The sequence below is a fragment of the Altibacter lentus genome (assembly GCF_000746845.1).
In the GTDB taxonomy this organism is placed as follows: Bacteria; Bacteroidota; Bacteroidia; order Flavobacteriales; family Flavobacteriaceae; genus Altibacter; species Altibacter lentus.
In genome coordinates this window covers 1,722,103-1,746,096 of sequence record NZ_KN050846.1, presented here as the reverse complement: position 1 = coordinate 1,746,096, position 23,994 = coordinate 1,722,103, and the positions used below count along the sequence as shown (strand labels likewise).

Genomic DNA, 23,994 nt, shown 5'->3' with positions numbered 1-23,994 from the left:
GGTTTTTTTATTACACAGCCGAAGAATCGGCAGGTATAGGTACTTCGGTTTTAGGTTTTGAACGCCAGTTTCGAATTCGCAGCTTCGCCTTGTGCACTATGTAGAATAACACAGGAACAATAATCAATGTCAAGAAGGTCGCAATGATCAATCCGTAGATCACAGACCATGCTAATGGTCCCCAAAAGATCACGTTATCACCACCAAAATAGATCTTGGGATCGAATTCAGAAAAGAGTGAAAAGAAGTCGATGTTAAATCCAATGGCAAGAGGGATAAGTCCTAATACTGTGGTGATCGCCGTTAGGATCACAGGACGTAAACGCGCTTTTCCTCCTTTAATAATAATGTCCTTCACTTCTTCTTTTGGAAGTAATTCTGAATCGTCCATCTTCAATTCTACCATGCGTCTGTCTATGAGCAACTGGGTGTAATCCAAGAGCACTACACCATTGTTTACCACGATCCCTGCCAACGAAATAATACCCATCATGGTCATCATGATCACAAAAGAGGCGCCTGTAAGAAGGATACCTCCAAAGACCCCAATAAAGCTCAAGAAAATGGCGATCATGATTATGGTGGGTTTCGAGATAGAACTGAATTGAAAGATCAATATAAGCATGATCAACCCCAGCCCCGAGAAGAAGGCGCCCATAAGAAAGGCCATTTGCTTGTTTTGCTCTTCTATTTGACCGGTATAATCGATCGACACACTCTTGGGTAATTCCTCAAAATTCGCCATCTCGGTTTGGATCTGGCTCACAATAGCACCGGCATCGGTATAACCCGCTTCTAATGCAGAATATACGGTAACCACCCGTTTTGTGTCCCTGTGTTTTATAGCACTAAAAGAAGAGGTATTCTTTTGTGTTGTTACTGCCGAAACCGGGATCTCCTTGATCTTTCCGGTTGCCTGATCCCGAAATGTGATGTTTTGATTAAAGAGCGCACTTTTGTTGTATTTATTTTCTTCATTAAAACGCACATAGATGTCATAATCTTCACCATCATTCTTATAGACACCGGCTTTTTCTCCAAATAAGGAACGTCGCAGTTGATTTCCAACTTGTCCTGCAGACACACCAAGTTCCCCTGCTTTTTCTCTGTCAACATACACCTGCATGGCCGGTTTCCCCTTGTTGACATCAATCTTGAGTTCGTCGATACCTGCAATATTTCGGGAGTTGATAAAATTTCGCATCCGTTCGGCCACTTGTATCAATTCATCATAATCACTTCCCTCAATTTCAATATTGATAGGGTATCCTACAGGAGGACCTGCGGCATCTTTTTCTACTGAAATAGCCACTCCCGGATAGATCCCTTTAAGGGTTTCCTGTACTTGCTTGCGAAGGGCTTCACTGTCTTCTCCTCTTCGGAATTTATACTCCCGCATGGTAGCTGTGATCTTACCACGATGAGGCATTTCTGCCGCCGAACCACCATCGGTTTGAGGATTTCCGGCACCTTCTCCTACTTGAGATACGGCAGATTCCACCATAAAGTTATAACCGTCGTCCATATAACGAGGCGCATTGAGCACGTCATAGACACGGGTCTCTATGTCCTTAGTGATCTCATTGGTTTTCTCAATATCCGTTCCTTGAGGATATTCTATATACACGATTATTTGGTTGGGTTTATTATCGGGAAAGAATTCCACGCTGGTACGCTGACTTGCAACCGAGGCTCCAAAAAGTCCGAACACAACGATGAGCAGTAAAAATGTACCTCCCACAAAAGCACCCGCCCGCCAACCGGTAAGTGCGAATTCTAGGAATTGTTTATACCTGTTTTCCAGTCTAGTCAAAAGGTTTCGCTGAAAATAGATAGCCCAACGCTTCAGAAAATATTTATAGATCCAGAAAAGCAGCGCTACGAGGATCATTAAGTTTCCAAGGGCGCTCATCTCACCGCCAAATAGAGAGATAAGAAGACCAATACCTCCCAAAATGATGGAAAGTCGGATGAGTTGTTTTCGGCTTAGTTCTTTTTCTCCGGTCTCCATGAACTGAGATACCAACATCGAATTAAAAAAGATAGCGACAAACAATGACGACCCCAGTACTACCGAAAGGGTGATAGGAAAATAGATCATGAATTCACCCATAACACCGGGCCACATTCCCAAAGGAACGAAAGCCGCCACGGTGGTCGCTGTTGAAATAATAATAGGGAAGGCGATCTCTCCAATCCCCTTCTTTGCAGCTTGAATGCGGGACATACCTTCTTCGTCCATCAACCTATATACATTCTCTACAACCACGATACCGTTATCCACGAGCATTCCCAATCCCATGATCAATGCGAACAGGATCATGGTGTTCATGGTGTAACCTAATGCCGAAAGGATCATAAACGACATGAACATGGACATAGGGATCGCAAATCCTACAAACAGTGCATTCCTAAACCCTAAAAAGAACATTAACACGGTGACCACCAGAATGATCCCGAAAATAATATTGTTCACTAAATCATCAACCTGGTTTATGGTCTTTACCGACTGGTCGTTAGCGATGGTGACTTCAACATCTGAAGGAAACACGTTCGCTGTTGCGTCGGCTACGATCTTCTCTATCTTTTGAGCTGCTTCCACCATGTTCTTTCCGGCACGTTTCTTCACGTCCAGCATGACAACGCCTTCCCCAAATTCGCGGGCATAGGTGGTCTTCTCTTCTTCCTTAAATCGAACAGTGGCGATATCCTTTAAATAAACAGCACCGTCCTGCGATTTTACTACAAAGTCATTTAATTGGTGCGGTTGTTCTACCTCTCCTAATATTCGAATGGTTCTTCGTTGGCCACTGGTTACCAGATTCCCGGCCGAAAGCGTCATGTTCCCATTTCGAATGGTATTGATAACATCGTCGAAGCTCACTTGCGCGGCCATCATTTTATAAATATCAACGGCAACTTCTACTTCCTTGTCTTGGGCGCCACGAATATCGGCTTGTTTGATCTCAGGAAGGTCCTCGATCTCATCTTCTAAATATTCGGCAAATTCTTTCAGTTTTTCAGTAGGATAATTCCCTTTAATATTAATGTTACTTATGGGAGCTTCTTCAGAAAAATTAAGGTCAAAGACATTTGGTTCTACCTTGGCATTGTTAAAGGTGGGCCAATCTTCACTGGCTTTTTCACTGTCTACTTCATCCTTTACCTTTTGTTTGGCTTCTTCGACAGCTATGTCTTCATCGAATTCAACTGTTATAATTCCGTAATCTTCTTGTGAGGTTGAGATAATCTCTACCACATTACTTATGTTCTTCAACTTATCCTCCAAAGGATCAACGATAAGGCGCTCAATGTCCTCGGCAGTATTTCCGGGATACGGGGTACTAATGTAGATCTTGGTTTCCTTTATTTCGGGAAAACTCTCACGGGGCATACTGCTATAGGCCGAAAAACCTAACACCAGAATAATCCCGATCATTACATATATGGTCGTTTTATTATCGATCGCCCAAGACGAAAGACGAAACTCTTTATCGACACTCTTTTGCTTCTTACTCATTGTTCTCTACACTTTTAAGTTCGACTAATTGTCCATCTTTTACACTACGGGCTCCTTCTTTTATAATGGTGTCGCCATCCTTTAAACCTTTAAGTACTTCCACATAATCTCCCTGAGTTTTACCCGTTTCTACGATCACACGTTTTGCGATCGCTTCATTGGAAGCCGCTGTTGTGGTCGTGACATAGACATACTGCTCACCGTTGGCATTTTCTGAAATAACACTTTGAGGCACCAGAATGGCTTCGGGATTTGTATAATCGTTGATCTTTACCTTGGCTGTTAGGTTGGGTTTAATCGTTCCATTCTTATTGGGAACATTGATCTCTATCTTAAACGTGCGGTTGTTGGGGTTAATGTAATTCCCAACTTGGGCAACCTTGGTCGTTACTTTTTCGCCTAATACAGGGAAATAGACCTCGACATCTTTATTTTCTGAAATATTTGGCAGATATCCTTCCGGAACGTCGGCTTGAATATACATATCACCAAGATTAACAAGTCGGAAAACGGAAGTTTGCCCCGCAGAAACCACAGTTCCCTGTTCGGTCAATACATCGTCAATAATCCCGGAAAAGGGAGCACGAATATTTGTTTTTGCCACTTGAGACCGCAGTTGATTCACCATCTTTTGCTGTCCTTCATAGTTCGCTTTTGCCTGTAGATATGCGATCTCACTGCCTATCTTTTGTTCCCACAACCGCTGTTGACGTTCGAAAGTAGTTTTAGCAAGATCGGCTTGCACTTCCATTTGTGCCAACTGCTGGGAAAGCCCTCCATCGTCAATCGATGCGAGTAATTGACCCGAAGAGACACGTTGCCCTTCTTTTACATAGACACGGGTGAGCAGGCCGGAATATTCGGGGTATAAAAGGATATTTTTCTTAGTCTCAACGCTCCCCTGAAGTTCCAAATAGTGATCGAAGGTTTCCTGCTTGGCAGCAAAAGCTGTAACTAATGGAAGTTTTTTTACCGTATCCAATCGAGACAATGCGGCATCGATCTGGTCTAGCTGCTGGTTGATCTCTTGTTGTTGAAGCACGATCTCTTCCCGCTTTGCACGGATCTCTTCCAAGTTTCCGGATTCGACAATGCTTTCCACCGATTTCGAATCACCCCCACAAGAGGTAATGGCCAAGGCAGTTACAAGTAGTATGAATAATTTTTTCATGGGTTTTTGTTTTCAGTGTGATTGGTTTATTCTAATGATTTTAATTGCGGTGTATTCAACAAGGTTTCTAAATTTGCCTTGGTATTGATTACTTCAAGCATGGCTTGAAAATATTGTTGTTGCGCAGTATAGAGCTGTGTCTGTGCCTGCCGAAGATCAAAACTCGTACTAAGCCCTTCGGTAAACTTTACTTGATTCTTTCCTTCGATGCGTTCGGCCAGCGAAAGGTTCTTCTTTGCGTTCTCGTAATTTTCAATGGCGAATTGGTAATTGCTCTTAGCCGAGTTCACTTCCAGCCTCACGGTTTGGATGGTTTGCTCCAATTGCGTCTCTGCCTGGTCCAAAGCTATTTTAGCACGTTGTGTCCTTGCTGCTCGCATCCCACTACTAAAAATAGGGATGTTCATGTTTACACCCAGAACAGACGACTGGAACCAGCGTTGGTCGTTATCGAAAAAGGTAAAATCGTTGCTGTTGGCCATGGTTCCATAATTTAAAAAAGCCGAAATACGAGGCAACGCCTTGCTTTTTTCCAATTTGAGCTCTAGGGATCGTTGCTCTGTTAGATTGTATGCGATCTTATAATCTACATTCTCTTCAACGTTCAGAGAACGGTCCAGAAATCCTAATTGAGTGTATTCCTGAGCAAGTTGATCTAAAGAATCTTCAAAGATCACAATGGCAGACACATCAATTCCCAAAGCTACATTAAACATTTGCCGAGCAATGCTTGCACTGCGCTGAGCATTGTTTAATTGTGTTTCAATATCGAGTAATGTTACTTCCAATTGCTCTACGCTCTCTTCCTCGGTGAGTCCATTCTCGTAGATCTTTCGGGTTTCAAAAAGATTCTTTTCGAGCGTGGTTTTGTTTTTTTCGAAGATGGCAATGAGTTCTTCGGAAAGCAACACACTTCCGTAGGCATTGATCACACCTTTTCTCACTTCCAAATTGGTTTTTTCTGAAGCATTTTCAGAATAATCCAAAAAAGCACGCGCTGCTTGTAAACCAACCAGGTAGCTGCCATCGAAGATAAGTTGATTGAGAGTAGCTGTGGCCGAAGCATTTTGCTTGGTGCCAAAGGTAACAGGCACGAAGGTGCCGGGTTCCCCACCGGCTATCTCTCCCGGAATTAATGTCACGGGTTGCTTCAAGTTATTTTGATAGGCAATATCTGCACTAATTTGAGGCAGTCCGCTGGCGGTCGTTTCCCATTTTTGCTTAATGGCTTTTGCAATATCACGCCGTGCATTTATAGCCGTATAATTGCTGTCTAAGGCAAAGGTGATCGCTTCCTGCAAATTAAAACTATAGGTTTCGCTCTGTTGTGCAGATCCAAAAGTATGGAGCAGCAAAAAAGCAGGTAGGATGAAAAGATACTTCATTAGTTAGTCTGTTGATTTATAAATTGATTGAGAATTTTAAGTCCGTTAGCTGTTACAATCCCTCTAAGGTGATATTCCAGATAATCCTCCATAAGCTTGGCTTTTGGAAACTGCGACATAGGGAATAATTGATCATCCTTAATGCCACTCACACCAATAAAATAGATACGTGAAACAAATTCAATATCCAGATTTTCACGGTACAGTCCCATGGCAACGCCACGTTTTAGGTTGCTCAGGGTGCAATCGGCCATTTTTTCGAACTGTCGCTGCTTTAATGTTGCATAAATTTCGGGATAGTACTTTTGTAATTGATATTGAGGCGAGGATTTTTCATTCTTGAGCTGCTGTAAAGCGAACTTCTTTATTTCGTAAAGTTCTTCAATAGGATTTTTTTGCAAAGCCTGTATATGATCAATCCCACAGGTGATCTCATGAAAAACAGCGAGTACTGCTTCAAGAACCAGTTCGGTTTTATTATTAAAGTGTGTATAGATCGTTTTCTTGGATATGCCCATTTCATTAGCGATATCGTCCATAGTAACACTCTTAAAACCAAGGTTCAAGAACAATTCTGATGCTTTTTGAATAATTTTTTCTTTCATAATCGACGGCAAATGTACAACGAGGAAACTATAAAAACAATTAAAGTTTCCAAAGTTTTACAATTATTTAACATTACACTCGAGCGAGCTTTACTAATTCATTTTATCATTTATTTATGTTTGTTCTCAGCATCAACTCGTATTTTAGCGACAAATTATTTTTTTGAATGGAGGTATTAAAGGAATACAGTCAGGCTCTCGAGAAACAATTACAAACTGCGGTTGGAGTTAAGGAACCCGTGCAATTGTACGAACCTATTCATTATATTATATCCTTAGGCGGGAAACGATTGCGTCCCATATTAACGCTGCTCACCTGTGATTTCTTCGGAACTGATTTTAACAAGGCGATGAATGCGGCCCTGGCGGTAGAATTATTCCACAACTTTTCCTTGATCCATGATGACATCATGGACGATGCACCCTTGCGCAGAAGCAAGCAAACCGTGCATGAGAAATGGGACCTCAATACGGGCATCCTTTCCGGTGATGCCATGTTGATCCTGGCCTATCAATTGTTTGAAGAATACGAAGCGCCTCTTTTTCAGGAATTGGCAAAGCTGTTCAGTAAGACGGCACTTGAAGTTTGTGAAGGTCAGCAATACGATGTCGATTTCGAAACCAGAGACGATGTGACCCTTTCAGAATACATTCAAATGATCGACTATAAAACCGCAGTATTGCTGGGTGCCGCGATGAAAATGGGAGCCATAGTAGCAAATGCTTCAGAAGGCTGCAAGGATGCGATCTACGCTTTTGGACGCAATCTGGGAATCGCTTTTCAATTGCAAGATGATTATCTGGATGTCTTTGGGAACCCAAAGACCTTTGGGAAGCAGCCTGGGGGCGATATTATTACAAATAAAAAGACATTTTTATACTTAACGGCTGTTTCACTAAGTGTTGCTTCGGAAGCGGAAGCCTTGCAGCATTTATACAGTATTTCTCCTGCAGATCCTTCGGATAAGATAGAGACCGTGAAGGGGATCTTTGAGATTTCCGGTGCCGCCGAAGCCATTCAGAAAGAAATAGAAATCTATACCAATAAGGCGTATGAAGTGCTGGAGACCATTCAGCTTTCGGAAGAAAAAAAACAAACACTGCGTGCCTTTGGCGATTGGTTGATGCAGCGAACCGTTTAAAAATATACTCTTACAAAAGGAAGCCAGGGGTTGGCGTAGATGCTTTTTTCTTCATCGTATAACACATCATACCGAATTCCGGCAGTAAAATTACCTGCCCGAAATCCGGCACCAAAAAACAAGGCAGGATACCAATACAGATCATTGGCTATACCCAAGCCGGCATCGTAGGAGCGGGAAACGTTCAATGCTTCAAGTTCCGTCGATAATTGTATCTCCGGAATTACATTGTAGAGTCCAATTAGGCTCCCGCCAACGATCGTGGTATTATAACGATTTTTTTGGGAGTTATAGGTAAAAGTCGTTCCCACGCCCAAAGCAAATTGATCATCGAATTGGTAAATAGCACTGGGAGCGATCGTTCCTCCAAAAAATCCATTTCCAAAGCTTAATCCCAGACCGCCTCCATAACGTACCTGAGACCAAAATGAAGGAGGTTCTTCTTGGGCGGATATTGGGAGGCAAATCAGCAATGTTAAAGCAGTTAGAAGTAAGCCGTAGTGGGTCGTTTTAAAGGCAATTTTCATTAGGAAATATTTAAGACTTTTCTATTATAAATATATACATTCCAATCAGGTAGTTTATGGATTTGTTGTACTTTTGTAACGTTTTTAGTAAAAAGACCATTTTATTCCTATTATGGATAGATTTTCATTTCTCAATGCGGTTCACCCGGCGTATATCGCAGAACTCTACGATAAATATTTACAATTTCCAGACAGTATCGAGCCTAGTTGGCGTGCCTTTTTTCAGGGGTTCGATTTTGGGATCGAGAATGGTTCTTTGGAAGCATTGGGAATTGAGCAGGAGGGGACAGACGGGTCTCAAAAAGTACTTAAAGAATTTCAAGTTCTTAAACTAATTGATGGATACCGAACCCGCGGACATTTGTTCACCAAGACCAATCCGGTTCGGGAACGCAGGAAATATACCCCTACTCTTGATATAGAGAATTTCGGACTTTCGGAAGGCGATCTCAATACCTCTTTTAAAGCGGGAGAAGTCCTGGGGATAGGTGAAACCACATTAGAAGAGATCATTCGTCATTTAAAAAGTATTTACTGCGATTCTATCGGGATCGAATATATGTACATTCGGAAACCGGAAGAGATTGAATGGATCCAAAAGAAGCTCAATGTTAACGATAATCAGCCAAAATTCTCTTCGGAACAGAAAAAACATATTCTCAAGAAATTAAACGAAGCTGTCTCTTTCGAGACTTTCTTACACACGAAATATGTGGGTCAGAAGCGGTTTTCACTCGAAGGAGGGGAAAGCTTGATCCCGGCATTGGACGCTTTAATCGAAGGCGCGGCAGAGCAAGGTGTGGAAGAGTTTGTTATGGGAATGGCACACAGGGGCCGTCTTAGTACATTGACCAATATCTTTGGGAAAAGTGCCAAGAACATCTTTAGCGAATTCGATGGGAAAGACTATGCCCAAGATATATTCGATGGGGATGTGAAGTACCATTTGGGTTGGACCTCAAAACGGAAAAGTAATTCCGGAAAGGAAATCAACTTGAATATTGCGCCAAACCCCTCCCACCTGGAGACAGTAGGAGCGGTCGTGCAAGGGATCGCACGTGCGAAACAGGACGATCACCATAAAGATAATCCTAAAGCAGTTTTACCTATTATAGTACACGGGGACGCCGCCATCGCCGGACAAGGACTGGTCTATGAGATCATTCAAATGGCACAACTGGATGGATACAAAACAGGAGGGACCATACATATTGTTGTGAATAATCAAATAGGTTTTACCACCAATTATTTGGATGCGAGATCCTCTACCTATTGTACCGACGTCGGGAAAGTAACTTTGTCGCCCGTGCTGCATGTGAATGCCGACGATGCCGAGGCAGTAGTTCATGCCATGTTGTTCGCTCTGGATTTTAGAATGGAATTTGGCCGTGATGTATTTATCGACCTGTTAGGATATCGAAAGTATGGTCACAATGAAGGAGACGAGCCCAGATTTACGCAACCAAAACTCTATAAGGCAATTGCCAAACACAATAATCCACGGGATATCTATGCCGAAAAGTTGTTTAAAGAAGGTCTTATTGACGAAGGATATACTGCAAAATTAGAACAAGAGTACAAAGACAAGCTGGAGGAAAACCTTGAAGATTCCAGAAAGGAAGAAAAGACCGAGATCACGGCATTTATGCAGGATGAGTGGCAAGGGTACATTTATGCCGAAGAGGATAAGATGATGGAAGAGGTCGACACTCGCGTCGATCTGGATACTCTTACTGAAATTGCTAAGGTGATCACACAATTGCCTAAGGATAAGAAATTCCTCCGAAAGATCTCCAAACTTATTGAAGCGAGACATACTATGTACTTTGAGGACAATAAGCTGGATTGGGCCATGGGAGAATTATTGGCCTATGGTACCCTTTTAAAGGAAGGCCATGATGTACGTATGAGCGGTCAGGATGTAGAGCGGGGAACGTTTTCACACCGCCACGCTGTTCTTAAAGTGGAGGAGAGTGAAGAAGAAATCGTATTATTGAACGAACTAAAAGGGGAGCAGGGAGATTTTTATATTTATAACTCGTTGTTATCTGAATTCGGCGTTGTAGGATTTGATTATGGATATGCAATGGCAAGTCCAAAAACGCTCACTTTATGGGAGGCACAGTTTGGAGACTTTAGCAATGGAGCCCAGATCATGATCGACCAATATATCTCTGCTGCTGAAGATAAATGGAAACTTCAAAATGGATTGGTGTTGTTGTTGCCTCATGGATATGAAGGACAAGGCGCCGAACATTCCTCGGCAAGAATGGAACGTTATCTTCAATTATGTGCAAAGGATAATATGTTTGTAGCAGATTGTACGACCCCTGCCAACATGTATCATTTACTACGCAGACAGATGAAAGTACAGTATCGCAAACCGCTTATTGTATTTACGCCAAAGAGTTTGTTAAGACACCCCAAGGTAGTTTCAACCAAAGAAGAACTTGCCAACGGTTCTTTCCAGACGATCATTGATGATTCCGAGGTGAAGGTTGCTTCGGTTACATCGTTGGTTTTTGTAAGTGGGAAATTTTATTATGATCTTCTTGAAAAAAGAGAAGAATTAGATCGTATGGACGTTGCCCTAGTGCGGGTAGAACAATTATTCCCATTACCTACAGAGGGCATGAAAGCGATCATTAAAAAATACAAGAACGCTCAGGATGTGGTTTGGGCCCAAGAGGAACCCAGAAACATGGGGGCGTATGCTCATGTGTTGATGCATTTTGAAGAAGCCAAGAATTTTAGAGTGTGCAGTAGAAAAATGTATGCAGCACCTGCCTCTGGAAGCAGTGTCCGTTCAAAATTGCGTCACGCTAAGGTGATCGAAAGTGTTTTCAATCGCGAAGTAGAATAAAAATAAAAACTCCTTTAAGGAAAATAGACATATTATGGCATTAGAAATGAAAGTCCCGTCTCCGGGAGAATCCATAACCGAAGTAGAAATAGCACAATGGCTCGTTGCCGATGGCGATTGGGTGGAAAAGGACCAAGCCATTGCAGAGGTAGATAGTGATAAAGCGACCTTAGAGCTTCCTGCCGAAGCCAGTGGAATTATTACACTAAAGGCGGAAGAAGGGGATGCCGTGGCCGTAGGCGATGTTGTTTGTTTAATTGATACTGAAGCGGCACGACCTGACGGTAAGGAAGAAGTAGAGACCTATAAAAACCCGGGTGATGAATCCGGTGGAGAAAATGCTGGACCGGACATCGATAAGCAGCATGCCCAGCAAAAGGACACTGGAGAGAAAGCAGCACCTAAAACCGAAACACCTTCTAAGCCCTCGACGCAATCACAGGCGCAGGATACAAAGACTTATGCAACGGGCACGCCCTCACCTGCTGCCAAGAAAATCCTTTCTGAAAAAGGGATGGATGCTTCTACTGTAAAAGGATCCGGCAGAGATGGAAGGATTACGAAAAGCGATGCCGAAAACGCAACGCCGTCCATGGGAACACCGGGTGCAGGAGGACGTGGAACGGAACGCAAAAAACTATCCATGCTTCGTCGTAAAGTAGCAGAGCGATTAGTGGCAGCTAAGAACGAGACAGCTATGCTTACCACGTTCAATGAAGTAGACATGGGGGCCATTTTTGAAATTCGTGAGGAATACAAAGAGAAGTTCAAGGAAAAACACGGCGTGAGCTTAGGCTTTATGTCCTTTTTCACTCTGGCGGTTGTCCGTGCCCTGAATCTGTACCCGGATGTTAACTCTATGATCGATGGAGACTACCAGATAAAACATGATTTTAAGGATATTTCTATTGCAGTGTCGGGTCCAAAGGGACTTATGGTTCCGGTAATTCGCAATGCAGAGAATCTCACCTTTAGAGGCGTAGAAGCCGAAGTAAAACGATTGGCGATTCGTGCACGTGACGGGCAGATCACTGTCGATGAAATGACAGGAGGGACCTTTACCATCTCCAATGGGGGTGTCTTTGGCAGTATGTTATCGACCCCAATCATCAATCCGCCGCAATCAGGTATCCTTGGCATGCACAATATTGTAGAACGTGCCGTAGTAAGGGATGGGGCAATTGCCATTGCGCCTGTGATGTTTGTAGCACTTTCCTATGACCACAGAATTATCGATGGAAGAGAGTCTGTTGGATTCTTGGTGGCCGTAAAAGAAGCACTGGAAAATCCTACAGAACTGCTTATGAATAATGACATAAAGAAGGCCTTGGAATTGTAGATATTAGGCACACCTTATATAAAAAACCCGATGCAAATGCACCGGGTTTTTTCATTAGATTAGTTAGTTGAAACTCTAATCAAAAACTTATTTATAAGAAACAAAATAATTTATAAGGTTCAGTAAGACGATGGCGACGATGAAAATGACCAGAAGAACCACAACAACTCTTTTGCTCCGATCCTTCTTATGTCTTTCTTCGCTTATCAATATCGAATCTTTCATATGGTAAAAGTGAGAAATTATTGACAAATTTGAAATACGTGTAAACACGTAAATTCGATAAATAATTGAAAAACAACAGTTATATAAGCTTATCGTGATGCTCTTTTGCCCAAATAAGGAGGCTGTTGGTCTTATGTTCCAAAGCAAGTTTTGAGATAATATTGCTTCGGTGTTTCTCGACGGTTCGATACGAAATAAAAAGAAGGGAGGCGATCTCTTTATTGGTTTTGTCGTTGGCTATTAGTTTTAATATCTTTTTTTCTGAAGGGGTCAAGTCTTTCAAAGCCTCATTCTCTGCATTGTGATCGCCCAAGAGTTCCTTTATCTTCGGACTAAAGAATGGATTGCCTTCAGAAACCATTTTAATACACGTTTCAATTTCTTCCAACGCAAATTCTTTAAGTACATAACCAAAGATATTTAGATCTTGAGCCTGTTCATACAATTCCTTCTCTTTGTGAAGAGTGATAAGAATAATCTTTGTGTCAAAACAATTCGTTTTACATTTTTGTGCAATTTCCAAGCCCGACATAAACGGCATTTGAATGTCTAAAATGGCAATGTCCGGACTTAATTTGGTGATAAGATTATACGCTTCGCGCCCGTTATTTCCACTTCCAATTATATTGTACTTTTTTTCCGCCAAAAAATCATTCAGCCCTTTCAACAAAAGCGGATGATCGTCTGCAATAATGATGGTGTCCTTTTTCATTATACGGGAAATTGAAACTCTAAAGTGGTCCCACCATTGATCTTGGATTGCACTTTCATTTGACCTTTTAAGAATTTGGTTCGCTCAAGTAATGTCTTTAATCCAAGTGAGCGTGTGTCTTGAAATTTTTCGGCAAAATCGAAACCTATGCCATTATCGCGAATAGAGATAACAATATTGTTGGTTAGTTTCTTGATGGAAACCTTACTCGCTTCAGCTCTGGCATGTTTTATCACATTGTTCAAACTCTCCTGTACGATCCGGTATATGTTCACCTCTTGTTCTGGGGTAAACAAGTTGTCTATATTATCTATTTCCGAAGAGATAAAAAGCGTGGTGTTCTCATCGATCTGGGTGAGTGTATGCTGAATTGCCTTGGTGATCCCCATCTCCTGAAGCTGGAAGGGATGTAGATCCCGGGATATAGTACGCACTTCATCAATGGCACTGTCGACCATTTTTTTGGTATCGTCATCACCATTGGAAACAACCTTGTTCTTTAACAGGAGCAGGCGCTGCCCAAGACCGTCGTGCAGGTCTTTAGAAATTCTTTTTCGTTCTTCTTCCTGAGAGACCAATAATTTCTGGCTGAATTTTTCCTGAAGGTCTTTGTTGTTCTTTAGATTTTGTTGATTTCTGAAAAGCAGGATCAATCCAAAGAGCAGCAGTACGGCCAAACTTGAAAAGGCGACGACTTTTTTAAAGGCCTCATTGTCTTTTTCCAATAACTGAATATTTGTGTTCTTTTCAACCAGTTCCTTTTCGTTCTTTTCGGTTTCGTAAAGCGTTTGGTAATAGGCCAAAGCGTTCGCAGTGCTTCGGTTGTAGATAGAATCGCTTATGGACGTGTACGCATCGCGGCTTTCCAGGCTTTTCTTATAATCTCCTTTTGCGGCATAGATCTTGGCCAACAAGCTATATGAGTCCAGGATCGCGTCCATATAATTATAGGATTTGGAACCCGCCAGTTTTAGGTTTGCGTATTTTAGAGCGACATCCAGCTCTCCCAAGGCAAAATGATAGTGAGCCAGCGCTCCGTAAAAACTAACCTGAGTGTTGAGGTCGTCTATGTTAACAAACCACTTTTGCAAGAGTCTCATTTGCTCGGTGGCTTTTTCAATGTCTTTCTCGGTGGCGTAATACTCTACTAGTTTTGCATGAACATAAATTGATTGAAGAAGATCACGTTCTTCGGAAGAAGATTGGTCTAAAATGGCAACCGCTTTGTTGAGGTATTCCAGCTGAAGCTCTTTCTCTCCCATCTTCTTAAAATCGAGGGCCTGATTGTAATATTCTAAAGCGATATAATCGTTGAGTTGAAGGTCCTGAAGTTTTTTAATGATGTTTTCACGCTCTTCAAGGGCTTTCTCATAGAATCCGTTCATGCTGAACATGGTAATAATCCCCTGCTGTGCATGTACCATATAGGGATAATCCTTTAGTGCCTCGTAATAATCGTATGCTTTTCTATAGCTTTCTCCTGCCGGAACAAAATTTCCCAAGTTGGAATACGCCTGCCCTCTAAAGAGATACGCGTCTGCCACATAAATAGAGTCGTCTTCTTTGGAGAAATTTTCTAAAGCCAGGGTGTAGTCTTCGATCGCCTCTTTAAGGTCTATACGGTAGTTGGCACCACCTCTTTTAAGATACAACCCTCCCAACAAAAAACTATCTTTAATTTTATACTTATGAGCCAAGACACCATTGATAACTGAAACGGCTTTCCTGGGCTTATTTTTTTTATTGGTTAAAATGAATTGCAGGTTCATGGCCTTGCGAGCGGCCTGCTCGATACTGTCGAGATCCTTCGCCAGATCTATATATTCCAGACTGTATTGTACAAAATTGTCGTCGTCTTTTCTGCGAAATGAATTTATAATAACCGAATCCAGCATTTCCAGTTTTATTAGGGGGTCACTTGCTGTATCCGCAGCCTTTTGGTAATACCCAATATCCTGCGAATACCCCAAATAAGGGTATAAAAAGCTAATGACGAGAAGAGCCAGGAGTTTAATCAAAATTCGTTAGGTCGTTAGGTAATATTTAAAAGTAACAAGTTTTTTTAAAGTAAACTGTTAATATTACGCTTTTTCTACTTGACATACAGACAATTTCGACCATAATCGATCACTGCTCTAGCATCTTTTAAAAAATCGGCACCTATAATCCCATGAACCGGCCCTTCCTCCACTTGTCGCAGGGCTTCGTTTACATGAGAGAGGTCGAACAATACAAAATCCACCTTCTTTGTAGACCAAAGGCCAATGATTATATGATTGTTACGTGCCACTTCAGTCTTCATATTAACGGCACCTGCTCCGGCTGCCGTTACATCACTTTCTTCATTATTTAGTTGAAAGTAATCGATACTCTCAAAACCAATACAGCTTGTGGAAGCCCCACTGTCCAGAATAAAGACCCCCGAATTTTTATTAATTTGAACTTGAAAGCAATAATGTCCCGATTTCAGTTTTTTCAAAGGAACTCTGTAAAAACCTTTGGTTTCTAATAAATTTCTTAGCTGCATTCCACAATTTTTTTCAAAGATAGGGAACAAAATAGTTAGCTTTGCCAACATGTTGACAGATACCCACACTCATTTATATAGTGAGGCTTTCCAAGAAGACCGTGATGCAATGATGGAGCGTGCCATTGGTGCAGGTGTGAAAAGGTTTTTTATACCGGCCATCGATAGCACATATACCGAAGCGATGTATACTTTGGAGCAGAATCACCCCGAAACGGTGTTCTTAATGATGGGGCTGCACCCTACTTCGGTGAAGGAAGATGTAGCAGCGGAACTTCGTCATGTCGAAGCCCAGTTCCAAAAAAGGAGGTTCTATGCCGTAGGGGAAATTGGAATAGACTTGTATTGGGATACCTCTACACTAGAACTTCAAAAAAAAGCTTTTCGGCATCAAATACAGCTCGCCAAAAAATACAAGCTCCCCATTGTGATCCATTGCAGAGAGGCATTCGACGAGATCTTTGAAGTCTTGGAAACAGAGAAGGATGATGATTTGTTCGGAATTTTTCACTGCTTTACAGGGACTTTAAAGCAAGCCCATCAAGCGATCTCTTATAATATGAAGCTAGGAATAGGAGGCGTTGTTACCTTTAAGAATGGTAAAGTAGATACGTTCTTGAATCAGATCGATCTAAAACACATCGTATTAGAAACAGATGCCCCGTATCTGGCGCCGGCACCACACAGAGGAAAACGCAACGAAAGCAGCTATCTTTCATTAATATGTAAGAAAGTGGCAGCGCTCTACCAATGTTCTGAAGCAGAGGTCGCAGCCGTTACAACAGCCAATTCGAAAGAAGTCTTCGGAATATAAAAGAATATAACAGTTTACTAGCCTATGGATACCAAAGCGAACATACTCCTAATATATACGGGCGGAACCATTGGAATGATCAAGGATTTTGAAACCGGTACCTTACGCAACTTTAATTTCAAAGACCTTTTAAAACACATCCCCGAATTAAAACTGCTGGACTGTACCATTGCAACAACAAGTTTCAAGCAGCCCATAGACAGCTCCAATATGAATCCCGGCTATTGGGCAGATATTGCCACGATCATTGAGGAACGCTATGAGGATTTTGATGGTTTTGTAGTCTTACACGGAAGTGACACCATGTCGTACACCGCATCTGCACTTAGTTTCATGTTAGAGAATTTGAGCAAGCCGGTTGTCTTTACGGGTTCTCAGTTGCCTATTGGAGATTTGCGCACAGACGCAAAGGAGAATCTAATTACATCCATTCAAATCGCAGCGTTGCGTGAGAAGGGCCATTCTAAGATCGCTGAGGTATGCCTTTATTTTGAATATAAATTATACCGTGCTAACAGAACAACCAAGATCAATGCCGAACATTTTGAAGCTTTTGCATCCTTAAACTATCCTGCACTGATTGAAAGCGGGGTAAACCTTGTTATTAATAATGAAGCATTATACCGGCCCAATAGAAGAAAGAAATTACGTGTTCATAAAGCGATGGAATCGAACATCCTTTTGGTAAAGATGTTCCCGGGCATTGATGAAACGACGATTTCACACCTGTTTAGTTATCCTGAAATAAAAGGACTTGTGCTCGAGACCTACGGTAGCGGTAACGTTACTAACGAACAATGGTTCATTAGCGCATTGAAGCGTTTGATCGCAAAGGGGATTCCTGTAATAAATGTAACACAGTGTTCGGGTGGAAGTGTGGCCATGGGCATGTATGAAACAAGTATCGAACTTAAAAGGATGGGAGTTATTTCTGCGAAAGATTGCACGACCGAAGCTGCGATAGCAAAGTTGATGTATCTGTTAGGTCAGAAGGTTTCTCCTAAGAGTTTCAAAACAATTTTTGAAACTTCCTTGCGGGGTGAAATGATATAAATTAACAGTCGAAATAGTTGTTTTGACCCGTTTTTTTTTGTTATTTGCCACCCCTTTGGCGAGACCGTCAAATGAAGGAAATAGAGAGGTGGCCGAGTGGTCGAAGGCGCACGCCTGGAAAGTGTGTATACGCCAAAAGCGTATCGAGGGTTCGAATCCCTTCCTCTCTGCGAATACATTTGCGAGTAAGAAAATTTGTCGAAGCTTGCTTCAGCAAATTTTTGCACGAGCAAATGAAAGCCGCGCAGCGGATGCTCATTAATGTATTGCCAGCATTTTAATTTGGGATCATCGGTTCGCCGAAAGCGAAGCGATACTCCCATCGAAGCTTGCTTCAGCAAATTTTTGCACGAGCAAATGAAAGCCGCGCAGCGGATGCTCATTAATGTATTGCCAGCATTTTAATTTGGGATCATCGGTTCGCCGAAGGCGAAGCGATACTCCCATCGAAGCTTGCTTCAGCAAATTTTTGCACGAGCAAATGAAAGCCGCACAGCGGATGCTCAGTATTAGGATGTCTATATTTCAAATAGAAAGCGCTAAAAAACAATGCGTCATGCATCTTGAAACGTGGGTTAGCTCTTTAAAATGTGACAGCTTGAACTTCGTGTAAGAGCGCGCCTAAAGAAATTAGCCTAAAATTAGGAGTAAAAACGACAAAATTAGTGTACTTTGTCTCTTTAGATTACGTTTCAACTTATATTGAAGGCATTACCTCGAAATTATAGTGATTACGGGCGTAGAACAAATTTTATTCTTGGAGATTAACTAAATTATTTTATATCTTTAAACCTTTAACTAAAATCAAACTTTAAGTCGATAGCAATGAAAAAATTATTTTCTATTTTGGCGATTTCTGCATTCGTTTTTGCGGGATCCATGAACGCAAATGCAACAGCTGCACAAACTCTGCCTACTAATGTACAGAGCTTGGTAACGGCGGCCACTGTAACTATTATTCAGGAGGAAGAAGCAGCGGCAGCTTCCGAAGAGTCTTTAGGATGGCATCAGGAATTGAAACAACGTTTTATTGAAGGAGGCCCGGAATTTATGGGAATCGTTCTTCTTTGTTTAATTCTAGGGTTGGCAATTGCTATCGAGAGAATCATCTATTTAAATCTTTCTACCACCAACACTCAAAAATTAGCCGAGAACGTTGAAGATGCTCTTAACAGCGGTGGAATCGAAGCGGCGAAGGAAGTTTGTAGAAATACAAAAGGGCCGGTTGCTTCTATTTACTACCAAGGATTAGATCGCGCAGACGAGAGTATCGATGCTGCCGAAAAGGCGGTAATTGCATATGGAGGAGTACAAATGGGTCAATTGGAAAAGAACGTTTCTTGGATCTCCTTGTTTATTGCCTTGGCGCCTATGCTTGGTTTCATGGGTACGGTAATTGGTATGATCTTAGCATTCGATAAGATTGAAGCAGCAGGAGACATGAACCCTTCCTTGGTAGCCGGAGGTATTAAAGTAGCATTATTGACCACAGTATTTGGTCTAATTGTTGCTATTATCCTACAAATCTTCTACAACTATATTATTGCAAAGATCGATAGTATTGTGAACAGTATGGAAGATGCATCTATCACCTTGATAGATATGCTCGTAGACTACAAAAACAAAAGATAATTATAAAAACCAATAGAATGGGTTTACATAAAATTTTAAAAATAGTAGCAATACTGCTAAGTCTGGCCGGTATCGTGTTTCTAGCCATGATCCTTTCAAAAGGAGGAGATGTGGTGACTCAAACGGGTGAGGGTGTAGACGGATATTTATACATTGCGTATATTACCTTAGCGATAACACTGGCGTTTGTTCTGGTATTCGTACTTAAGGGTGTCTTTTCAGGTAACGTGAAAAACACACTTATCTCCATTGGAGCTTTTCTTTTGATCGTTATTATTTCTTATGTCCTTGCCGATGGCACCGAGACAGAACTTAAAGATGGTCAAATGCTTTCAGCCAGTGGTTCGAAATGGGTATCTACTGGACTGTATGTCTTTTACATCATGGCTGTGTTAGCTGTTGGTGCAATGATCTTTAGCGGAATCAAAAAAGTTTCAAAATAATGGCAAGAAGAGCAACACCCGAAGTCAATGCGGGGTCTATGGCAGACATCGCTTTCCTACTACTTATTTTTTTCCTGGTGACAACCACCATTGAAAAAGACAAGGGGATTGCGAGACAGTTGCCACCCATGGAAGAAGTGGAGCCGGAAGATGTTATCATCAAGCAAAAGAACTTGTTTGTAGTGAATGTGAACAAGAGCGATCAATTGCTTGTTGAGGAAGAATTAATGGACCTTAAAGACCTCCGACAGGCAGCTATCGCCTTTTTGGACAACGGTGGTGCACCGGCAGGAGATCCTTTGTATTGCAGTTACTGTAAAGGACAGCGAGATCCTGCGTCCTCAGACAATCCTGATAAGGCAGTTATCTCCGTTCAAAATGACCGATTGACCTCCTATAAGATGTATATCGCTGTTCAGAATGAATTGGTAGCGGCATATAATTTTTTAAGAGACAGAGAATCGCAGCGTCTTTACGGTTGGAAATTTACCGAGGTTAAGAAAGCAATCGACGAAGGAAGTTTTCAAGGAGATGAAGAGGCTGTGCAGGAAAAACTAGAGAATATACAACAAATGTTCCCTATGAAACTGTCTGAAGCGCAACCAAAGAAGCAAGGACAATAAACAATAAAGAACATGTCAAAATTCACAAAGAAAAAAAGTAGCGAAGTACCGGCAGTTAATACAGCGTCCTTACCGGATATTGTATTTATGTTGTTGTTCTTCTTTATGGTGGTAACCGTTCTGCGGGACAATAATTTATTGGTTCAAAATACCTTGCCTAAGGCAGATCAGGTTGAAAAACTGAAAAAAGACCGTTCTATTTATATTTATGCAGGGAAACCCAGTCAACGGTACCAAGATAAATATGGAACTGAAGGTAAGATCCAGATTGGGGATAAATATACCGATGTTGGCAATATTAAATTCGCCTTAACCGAACTACGTGCTAAACTGCGACCTGAACTTCAGGATAAAGTGATGGTGGCTCTAAAGGTGGATGAAGATACCAATACCGGATTAGTTTCCGATATTAAACAAGAGCTTAGAGAGTTGAATATGTTGAAAATTATCTACATTACAACGCCGGGCAACGAAACCGAGAACTAAGTAACATTGCATCACTAATATTTGAACACCTTGATATATTCAAGGTGTTTTTTTATTTTGGATATTGGCAAATACAATTATCTTTAACCTATGTCTCGCAGTCAACTATATTACGCACTCCTTCTTACTCTTTTAGCACTGTCGAAGGGTATAGCACAAGACACATTAGTTAAAAAGGTAGACTCTTTGTATAGGGAAGATCAATTCTATCTTGGGATCACTTACAATTTTTTAAGCGCAGTGCCGGACGATGTTTCAATAAGAGGATTGTCCGGGGGATTACATTTCGGGTATTTTAGAGATATGCCTGTTAATAAAAGAAGGAACGTTGCTGTGGCCGTGGGAGCAGGACTGGCATTCGATCGTTTTGGACAGACACTTTTTATAGGTGAATTGGAATCTGAAGAGACCTTATTCACCGTGCTTAATGATGATATCGATTTCGATACGAACAGACTTAGTCTGGCTACCGTTGAAGTTCCTGTCGAGTTTAGATGGCGTACTTCCACACCCGAAATCTATAAATTTTGGAGGATCCACGCCGGATTCCGGGTGGGCTATACTTACTGGTATCGTTCCACCTTCAAGCAGCCCGGCAATGAGGTTATCCAGACCGATATTCCACAATTTCAACGAATACGTCTGGGAGCTACGCTAAGCTTTGGCTATAATACCTTTAACTTCTACGGGTATTACAACCTGGCTCCATTTTTTAAGGACGCTGTCACTACCGATGGGGAACCTTTCGACTTTAGCACTATTAAAATAGGACTGATGTTCTACATCCTATAACCAGAAAGAAACTAAAATGAGCTGTGGGATCAATCCCACGAAGAAACCTACAATTAATTCGGGGTAGGTGTGCGATTCAGTATGCAGTCGTGAAGAAGCGACCCATCCATTACTGAAAAAGAAAAACCCTATCCACAAAAGCATATTCACTTTAAAATGTATACTCAATGCGATAAGGAACATCGTAAGACCTGCGATACCCATCTGATGCAAGCTCAGTTTAAATTTAAAGAAGACCAGAAAAAGAGCCGTTATGGCCGAAAAAAGGATCCCAATGAAAAAGTAATACATTTCCGGACTGTCATAAGGATCAAAGACCATCTTGATAATGAGTAAAAGCAATACACTTTGGATCATCAAAGGGACCTTACGTTCTCTTACCTCCAATAGGTGTATGGATGCTACCACACCTATATTCTTCAGTAAAAAAAAGGTAATAAGAGGTATAAATAGGGTGATGATCGCAACAGCAGCCACCTTTGCCTGTATGAGCTCCGGTTCTACATATCTAGGAGTAATGCCAAAATAGAGCAGTGTTCCAAAGAGGGGCATGAGAAGCGGGTGCATTAAATAGGCTGCAAAGCGCAAGAAATAGTCCATTAGATCTCTTTTCTAAGCCGAGCCACCGGCAGGTCAAGTTGCTCTCTATATTTGGCGACCGTACGTCGTGCTATGGGATATCCTTTATCTTTTAGGATCTTTGCCAGCTTATCGTCTGTAAGGGGCTTTCGTTTGTTTTCTTCGGAAATAGTGATCTCTAGAATCTTTTTGATCTCGCGGGTTGAAACATCTTCTCCTTGGTCGTTCTTCATCGACTCACTGAAAAATTCCTTGATCAACTTGGTTCCGTAAGGGGTGTCCACATATTTACTGTTGGCAACTCTGGATACTGTAGAAACATCCATGCCTATCTTATCGGCTATGTCCTTTAAGATCATCGGCTTCAGTTTTCGCTCATCGCCGGTTAAAAAATACTCCTCTTGATGATGCATGATAGAATTCATGGTAACATACAGGGTTTGTTGACGTTGTTTAATAGCATCGATAAACCATTTTGCCGCATCCAATTTCTGCTTAATGAACATAACGGCGTCCTTCTGCGATTTCGATTTTTCCTTGGCGGCCTTATATCCTTTCAGCATATTGGTATATTCCCGTGATACATGTAGTTCGGGAGCATTTCGACCGTTTAAAGTGAGGTCCAATTCTCCATCTACGATCTTAATGGCAAAATCAGGTACCACGTGTTCTACAATTCTATTATTGCCCGAATAGGTTCCTCCCGGTTTTGGGTTCAACCCCTCGATCTCTTGGATCGCATCTCGTAACTGATCCTCTGTTATATCGTATTTCTGAAGTAATTTCTTGTAATGCTTTTTTGAAAAATGGTCGAAGCTTTCGTCTATTAATTGCATCGCTAAGGCAACCGGTGGCGACTGCTCTTTTCGCTTCAGTTGAATGAGCAAACATTCCTGAAGACTGCGAGCCCCCACCCCTGCAGGATCCAGATCTTGAACGATCTGTAAAACCTTTTCAATTTTTTCTTCAGAAGTATATACATTTTGAGTAAAAGCAAGATCATCTACAATATCCTCCAGATCCCTTCGAATGTAACCGCTTTCGTCTACACTTCCTACTAAAAAAAGGGCGATCTCCTCTTCTTCTTCATCCAGCCGATAGGTGTTTAGCTGCTGCATGAGATGTTGTGTAAAGGATGTCCCGGAGGCATAGGGGGTCTGCTTGTCGTCATCGTCTGCACTGTAATTATTGGCCGCCAATTTATAACTGGGGGTCTCGTCGTCACTAAGGTAATCGTCCACGTTGATATCGGTCTCGATCACTTCAGACCCGTCATCGTAGTCCTCTTCATACGAATCTTGATTGTTTAAATCATCATCAAACGTGTCTTCATCATCCTTTCCTCCTTCTAAGGCAGGATTTTCCTCCATTTCCTGTGCGATACGTTGCTCAAAAGCCTGAGTGGGCAATTGGATGAGCTTCATCAACTGGATTTGTTGCGGAGAAAGCTTTTGCGATAATTTAAAGTTTAGCTGTTGCTTTAGCATGATTGTTTATAGTGACATATAAAGTTAAAAAAAACCAGCCACTAAAGAATACAAGTTGCTGGTTTTAAT

The 23,994-nt window shown here is 41.7% G+C and carries 21 protein-coding genes and 1 tRNA gene; 11 read left to right on the top strand and 11 right to left on the bottom strand.

Going from position 1 to position 23,994, the window contains the following annotated elements; genetic code table 11:
* Positions 1 to 10: 10 nt before the first annotated feature.
* From JS40_RS08080 to JS40_RS08065, 4 genes are read right to left on the bottom strand one after another with little or no spacing between them, the layout of a single operon-like run.
* Positions 11 to 3,520, bottom strand: coding sequence for an efflux RND transporter permease subunit (locus JS40_RS08080; protein WP_034259735.1), 3,510 nt, complete (start codon positions 3,518 to 3,520; stop codon positions 11 to 13).
* Entirely contained in the window at positions 3,513 to 4,691 is a 1,179-nt protein-coding gene (locus JS40_RS08075; RefSeq protein ID WP_034259733.1) for an efflux RND transporter periplasmic adaptor subunit, read from the bottom strand. Before JS40_RS08075 ends, JS40_RS08080 begins: the two co-directional genes overlap by 8 nt.
* 26 nt (positions 4,692 to 4,717) lie before the next feature.
* Positions 4,718 to 6,076, bottom strand: a complete 1,359-nt coding sequence (locus JS40_RS08070) for a TolC family protein (protein WP_034259732.1) — start codon at positions 6,074 to 6,076, stop codon at positions 4,718 to 4,720.
* Positions 6,076 to 6,681, bottom strand: coding sequence for a TetR/AcrR family transcriptional regulator (locus tag JS40_RS08065; protein WP_034259731.1), 606 nt, complete (start codon positions 6,679 to 6,681; stop codon positions 6,076 to 6,078). The genes JS40_RS08070 and JS40_RS08065 overlap by 1 nt, the downstream gene beginning before the upstream one ends.
* 167 nt (positions 6,682 to 6,848) lie before the next feature.
* Here JS40_RS08065 and JS40_RS08060 point away from each other — a divergent pair, with 167 nt between their 5' ends.
* Positions 6,849 to 7,823, top strand: a complete 975-nt coding sequence (locus tag JS40_RS08060) for a polyprenyl synthetase family protein (protein ID WP_034259730.1) — start codon at positions 6,849 to 6,851, stop codon at positions 7,821 to 7,823.
* On the opposite strand, the gene JS40_RS08055 is transcribed toward JS40_RS08060, so the two are convergent.
* A complete protein-coding gene (locus tag JS40_RS08055; RefSeq protein WP_034259728.1) occupies positions 7,820 to 8,350 on the bottom strand; it encodes a hypothetical protein in 531 nt (176 codons plus the stop codon). The two genes, JS40_RS08060 and JS40_RS08055, sit on opposite strands and share 4 nt — an antisense overlap.
* A 112-nt stretch (positions 8,351 to 8,462) precedes the next feature.
* Here JS40_RS08055 and JS40_RS08050 point away from each other — a divergent pair, with 112 nt between their 5' ends.
* Positions 8,463 to 11,213, top strand: coding sequence for a 2-oxoglutarate dehydrogenase E1 component (locus JS40_RS08050; protein WP_034259726.1), 2,751 nt, complete (start codon positions 8,463 to 8,465; stop codon positions 11,211 to 11,213).
* Between the two features lie 34 nt (positions 11,214 to 11,247).
* A complete protein-coding gene (gene odhB / locus JS40_RS08045) occupies positions 11,248 to 12,552 on the top strand; it encodes a 2-oxoglutarate dehydrogenase complex dihydrolipoyllysine-residue succinyltransferase (protein ID WP_034259724.1) in 1,305 nt (434 codons plus the stop codon).
* Between the two features lie 304 nt (positions 12,553 to 12,856).
* On the opposite strand, the gene JS40_RS08040 is transcribed toward odhB, so the two are convergent.
* The 3 genes from JS40_RS08040 to JS40_RS08030 all read right to left on the bottom strand — a co-directional run bounded on the left by JS40_RS08040 (position 12,857) and on the right by JS40_RS08030 (position 16,016).
* Complete coding sequence (locus JS40_RS08040) at positions 12,857 to 13,489, bottom strand: response regulator (RefSeq protein WP_034259723.1); 633 nt, start codon at positions 13,487 to 13,489, stop codon at positions 12,857 to 12,859.
* Entirely contained in the window at positions 13,489 to 15,507 is a 2,019-nt protein-coding gene (locus JS40_RS08035; RefSeq protein WP_034259722.1) for an ATP-binding protein, read from the bottom strand. Before JS40_RS08035 ends, JS40_RS08040 begins: the two co-directional genes overlap by 1 nt.
* Positions 15,508 to 15,581: 74 nt before the next feature.
* A complete protein-coding gene (locus tag JS40_RS08030; protein WP_034262262.1) occupies positions 15,582 to 16,016 on the bottom strand; it encodes a retropepsin-like aspartic protease in 435 nt (144 codons plus the stop codon).
* A 49-nt stretch (positions 16,017 to 16,065) separates the two neighbouring features.
* Between JS40_RS08030 and JS40_RS08025 the strand changes: the two genes are divergently transcribed.
* From JS40_RS08025 to JS40_RS08015, 3 genes are all read left to right on the top strand, one after another.
* On the top strand, positions 16,066 to 16,830 hold the full coding sequence (locus JS40_RS08025) for a TatD family hydrolase (protein ID WP_034259719.1): 765 nt from the start codon (positions 16,066 to 16,068) through the stop codon (positions 16,828 to 16,830).
* Between the two features lie 24 nt (positions 16,831 to 16,854).
* Complete coding sequence (locus JS40_RS08020) at positions 16,855 to 17,883, top strand: asparaginase (protein WP_034259716.1); 1,029 nt, start codon at positions 16,855 to 16,857, stop codon at positions 17,881 to 17,883.
* 82 nt (positions 17,884 to 17,965) lie between these two features.
* Positions 17,966 to 18,053 (top strand) — tRNA-Ser (locus JS40_RS08015).
* A 118-nt stretch (positions 18,054 to 18,171) separates the two neighbouring features.
* On the opposite strand, the gene JS40_RS15460 is transcribed toward JS40_RS08015, so the two are convergent.
* The gene (locus tag JS40_RS15460; RefSeq protein WP_160172960.1) at positions 18,172 to 18,348 is read right to left on the bottom strand and encodes a hypothetical protein; all 177 of its coding nucleotides are present in this window, start codon (positions 18,346 to 18,348) and stop codon (positions 18,172 to 18,174) included.
* Between the two features lie 360 nt (positions 18,349 to 18,708).
* On the opposite strand from JS40_RS15460, the gene JS40_RS08010 reads away from it, so the two are divergent.
* The 5 genes from JS40_RS08010 to JS40_RS07990 all read left to right on the top strand — a co-directional run bounded on the left by JS40_RS08010 (position 18,709) and on the right by JS40_RS07990 (position 21,859).
* Positions 18,709 to 19,515, top strand: coding sequence for a MotA/TolQ/ExbB proton channel family protein (locus tag JS40_RS08010; RefSeq protein ID WP_034259713.1), 807 nt, complete (start codon positions 18,709 to 18,711; stop codon positions 19,513 to 19,515).
* A gap of 17 nt (positions 19,516 to 19,532) precedes the next feature.
* Positions 19,533 to 19,958: a hypothetical protein gene (locus JS40_RS08005; RefSeq protein WP_034259711.1), complete on the top strand. Its 426-nt coding sequence runs from the start codon at positions 19,533 to 19,535 to the stop codon at positions 19,956 to 19,958.
* Positions 19,958 to 20,581 carry an ExbD/TolR family protein gene (locus JS40_RS08000; protein ID WP_034259708.1) on the top strand — a complete coding sequence of 208 codons (624 nt, stop codon included), beginning with the start codon at positions 19,958 to 19,960 and terminating at the stop codon, positions 20,579 to 20,581. The genes JS40_RS08005 and JS40_RS08000 overlap by 1 nt, the downstream gene beginning before the upstream one ends.
* 12 nt (positions 20,582 to 20,593) lie before the next feature.
* A complete protein-coding gene (locus tag JS40_RS07995; RefSeq protein ID WP_034259706.1) occupies positions 20,594 to 21,067 on the top strand; it encodes an ExbD/TolR family protein in 474 nt (157 codons plus the stop codon).
* A 90-nt stretch (positions 21,068 to 21,157) separates the two neighbouring features.
* Positions 21,158 to 21,859 (top strand): porin family protein, encoded by a 702-nt coding sequence (locus JS40_RS07990; RefSeq protein ID WP_034259703.1) that lies wholly within the window; start codon positions 21,158 to 21,160, stop codon positions 21,857 to 21,859.
* Here the strand turns inward: JS40_RS07990 and JS40_RS07985 are convergent.
* Together JS40_RS07985 and rpoN are read right to left on the bottom strand one after the other, a co-directional pair.
* A complete protein-coding gene (locus JS40_RS07985) occupies positions 21,854 to 22,459 on the bottom strand; it encodes a hypothetical protein (protein WP_034259701.1) in 606 nt (201 codons plus the stop codon). The two genes, JS40_RS07990 and JS40_RS07985, sit on opposite strands and share 6 nt — an antisense overlap.
* Positions 22,459 to 23,925: an RNA polymerase factor sigma-54 gene (gene rpoN, locus JS40_RS07980; RefSeq protein WP_034259699.1), complete on the bottom strand. Its 1,467-nt coding sequence runs from the start codon at positions 23,923 to 23,925 to the stop codon at positions 22,459 to 22,461. The genes JS40_RS07985 and rpoN overlap by 1 nt, the downstream gene beginning before the upstream one ends.
* Positions 23,926 to 23,994 lie beyond the last annotated feature (69 nt).

Coding starts and splice junctions, on each gene's coding strand:
- JS40_RS08080 (WP_034259735.1), bottom strand. CDS start 3,520: ATGAGTAAGAAGCAAAAGAGTGTCGATAAAGAGTTTCGTCTTTCGTCT.
- JS40_RS08075 (WP_034259733.1), bottom strand. CDS start 4,691: ATGAAAAAATTATTCATACTACTTGTAACTGCCTTGGCCATTACCTCT.
- JS40_RS08070 (WP_034259732.1), bottom strand. CDS start 6,076: ATGAAGTATCTTTTCATCCTACCTGCTTTTTTGCTGCTCCATACTTTT.
- JS40_RS08065 (WP_034259731.1), bottom strand. CDS start 6,681: ATGAAAGAAAAAATTATTCAAAAAGCATCAGAATTGTTCTTGAACCTT.
- JS40_RS08060 (WP_034259730.1), top strand. CDS start 6,849: ATGGAGGTATTAAAGGAATACAGTCAGGCTCTCGAGAAACAATTACAA.
- JS40_RS08055 (WP_034259728.1), bottom strand. CDS start 8,350: ATGAAAATTGCCTTTAAAACGACCCACTACGGCTTACTTCTAACTGCT.
- JS40_RS08050 (WP_034259726.1), top strand. CDS start 8,463: ATGGATAGATTTTCATTTCTCAATGCGGTTCACCCGGCGTATATCGCA.
- odhB (WP_034259724.1), top strand. CDS start 11,248: ATGGCATTAGAAATGAAAGTCCCGTCTCCGGGAGAATCCATAACCGAA.
- JS40_RS08040 (WP_034259723.1), bottom strand. CDS start 13,489: ATGAAAAAGGACACCATCATTATTGCAGACGATCATCCGCTTTTGTTG.
- JS40_RS08030 (WP_034262262.1), bottom strand. CDS start 16,016: ATGCAGCTAAGAAATTTATTAGAAACCAAAGGTTTTTACAGAGTTCCT.
- JS40_RS08025 (WP_034259719.1), top strand. CDS start 16,066: ATGTTGACAGATACCCACACTCATTTATATAGTGAGGCTTTCCAAGAA.
- JS40_RS08020 (WP_034259716.1), top strand. CDS start 16,855: ATGGATACCAAAGCGAACATACTCCTAATATATACGGGCGGAACCATT.
- JS40_RS08010 (WP_034259713.1), top strand. CDS start 18,709: ATGAAAAAATTATTTTCTATTTTGGCGATTTCTGCATTCGTTTTTGCG.
- JS40_RS08005 (WP_034259711.1), top strand. CDS start 19,533: ATGGGTTTACATAAAATTTTAAAAATAGTAGCAATACTGCTAAGTCTG.
- JS40_RS08000 (WP_034259708.1), top strand. CDS start 19,958: ATGGCAAGAAGAGCAACACCCGAAGTCAATGCGGGGTCTATGGCAGAC.
- JS40_RS07995 (WP_034259706.1), top strand. CDS start 20,594: ATGTCAAAATTCACAAAGAAAAAAAGTAGCGAAGTACCGGCAGTTAAT.
- JS40_RS07990 (WP_034259703.1), top strand. CDS start 21,158: ATGTCTCGCAGTCAACTATATTACGCACTCCTTCTTACTCTTTTAGCA.
- JS40_RS07985 (WP_034259701.1), bottom strand. CDS start 22,459: ATGGACTATTTCTTGCGCTTTGCAGCCTATTTAATGCACCCGCTTCTC.
- rpoN (WP_034259699.1), bottom strand. CDS start 23,925: ATGCTAAAGCAACAGCTAAACTTTAAATTATCGCAAAAGCTTTCTCCG.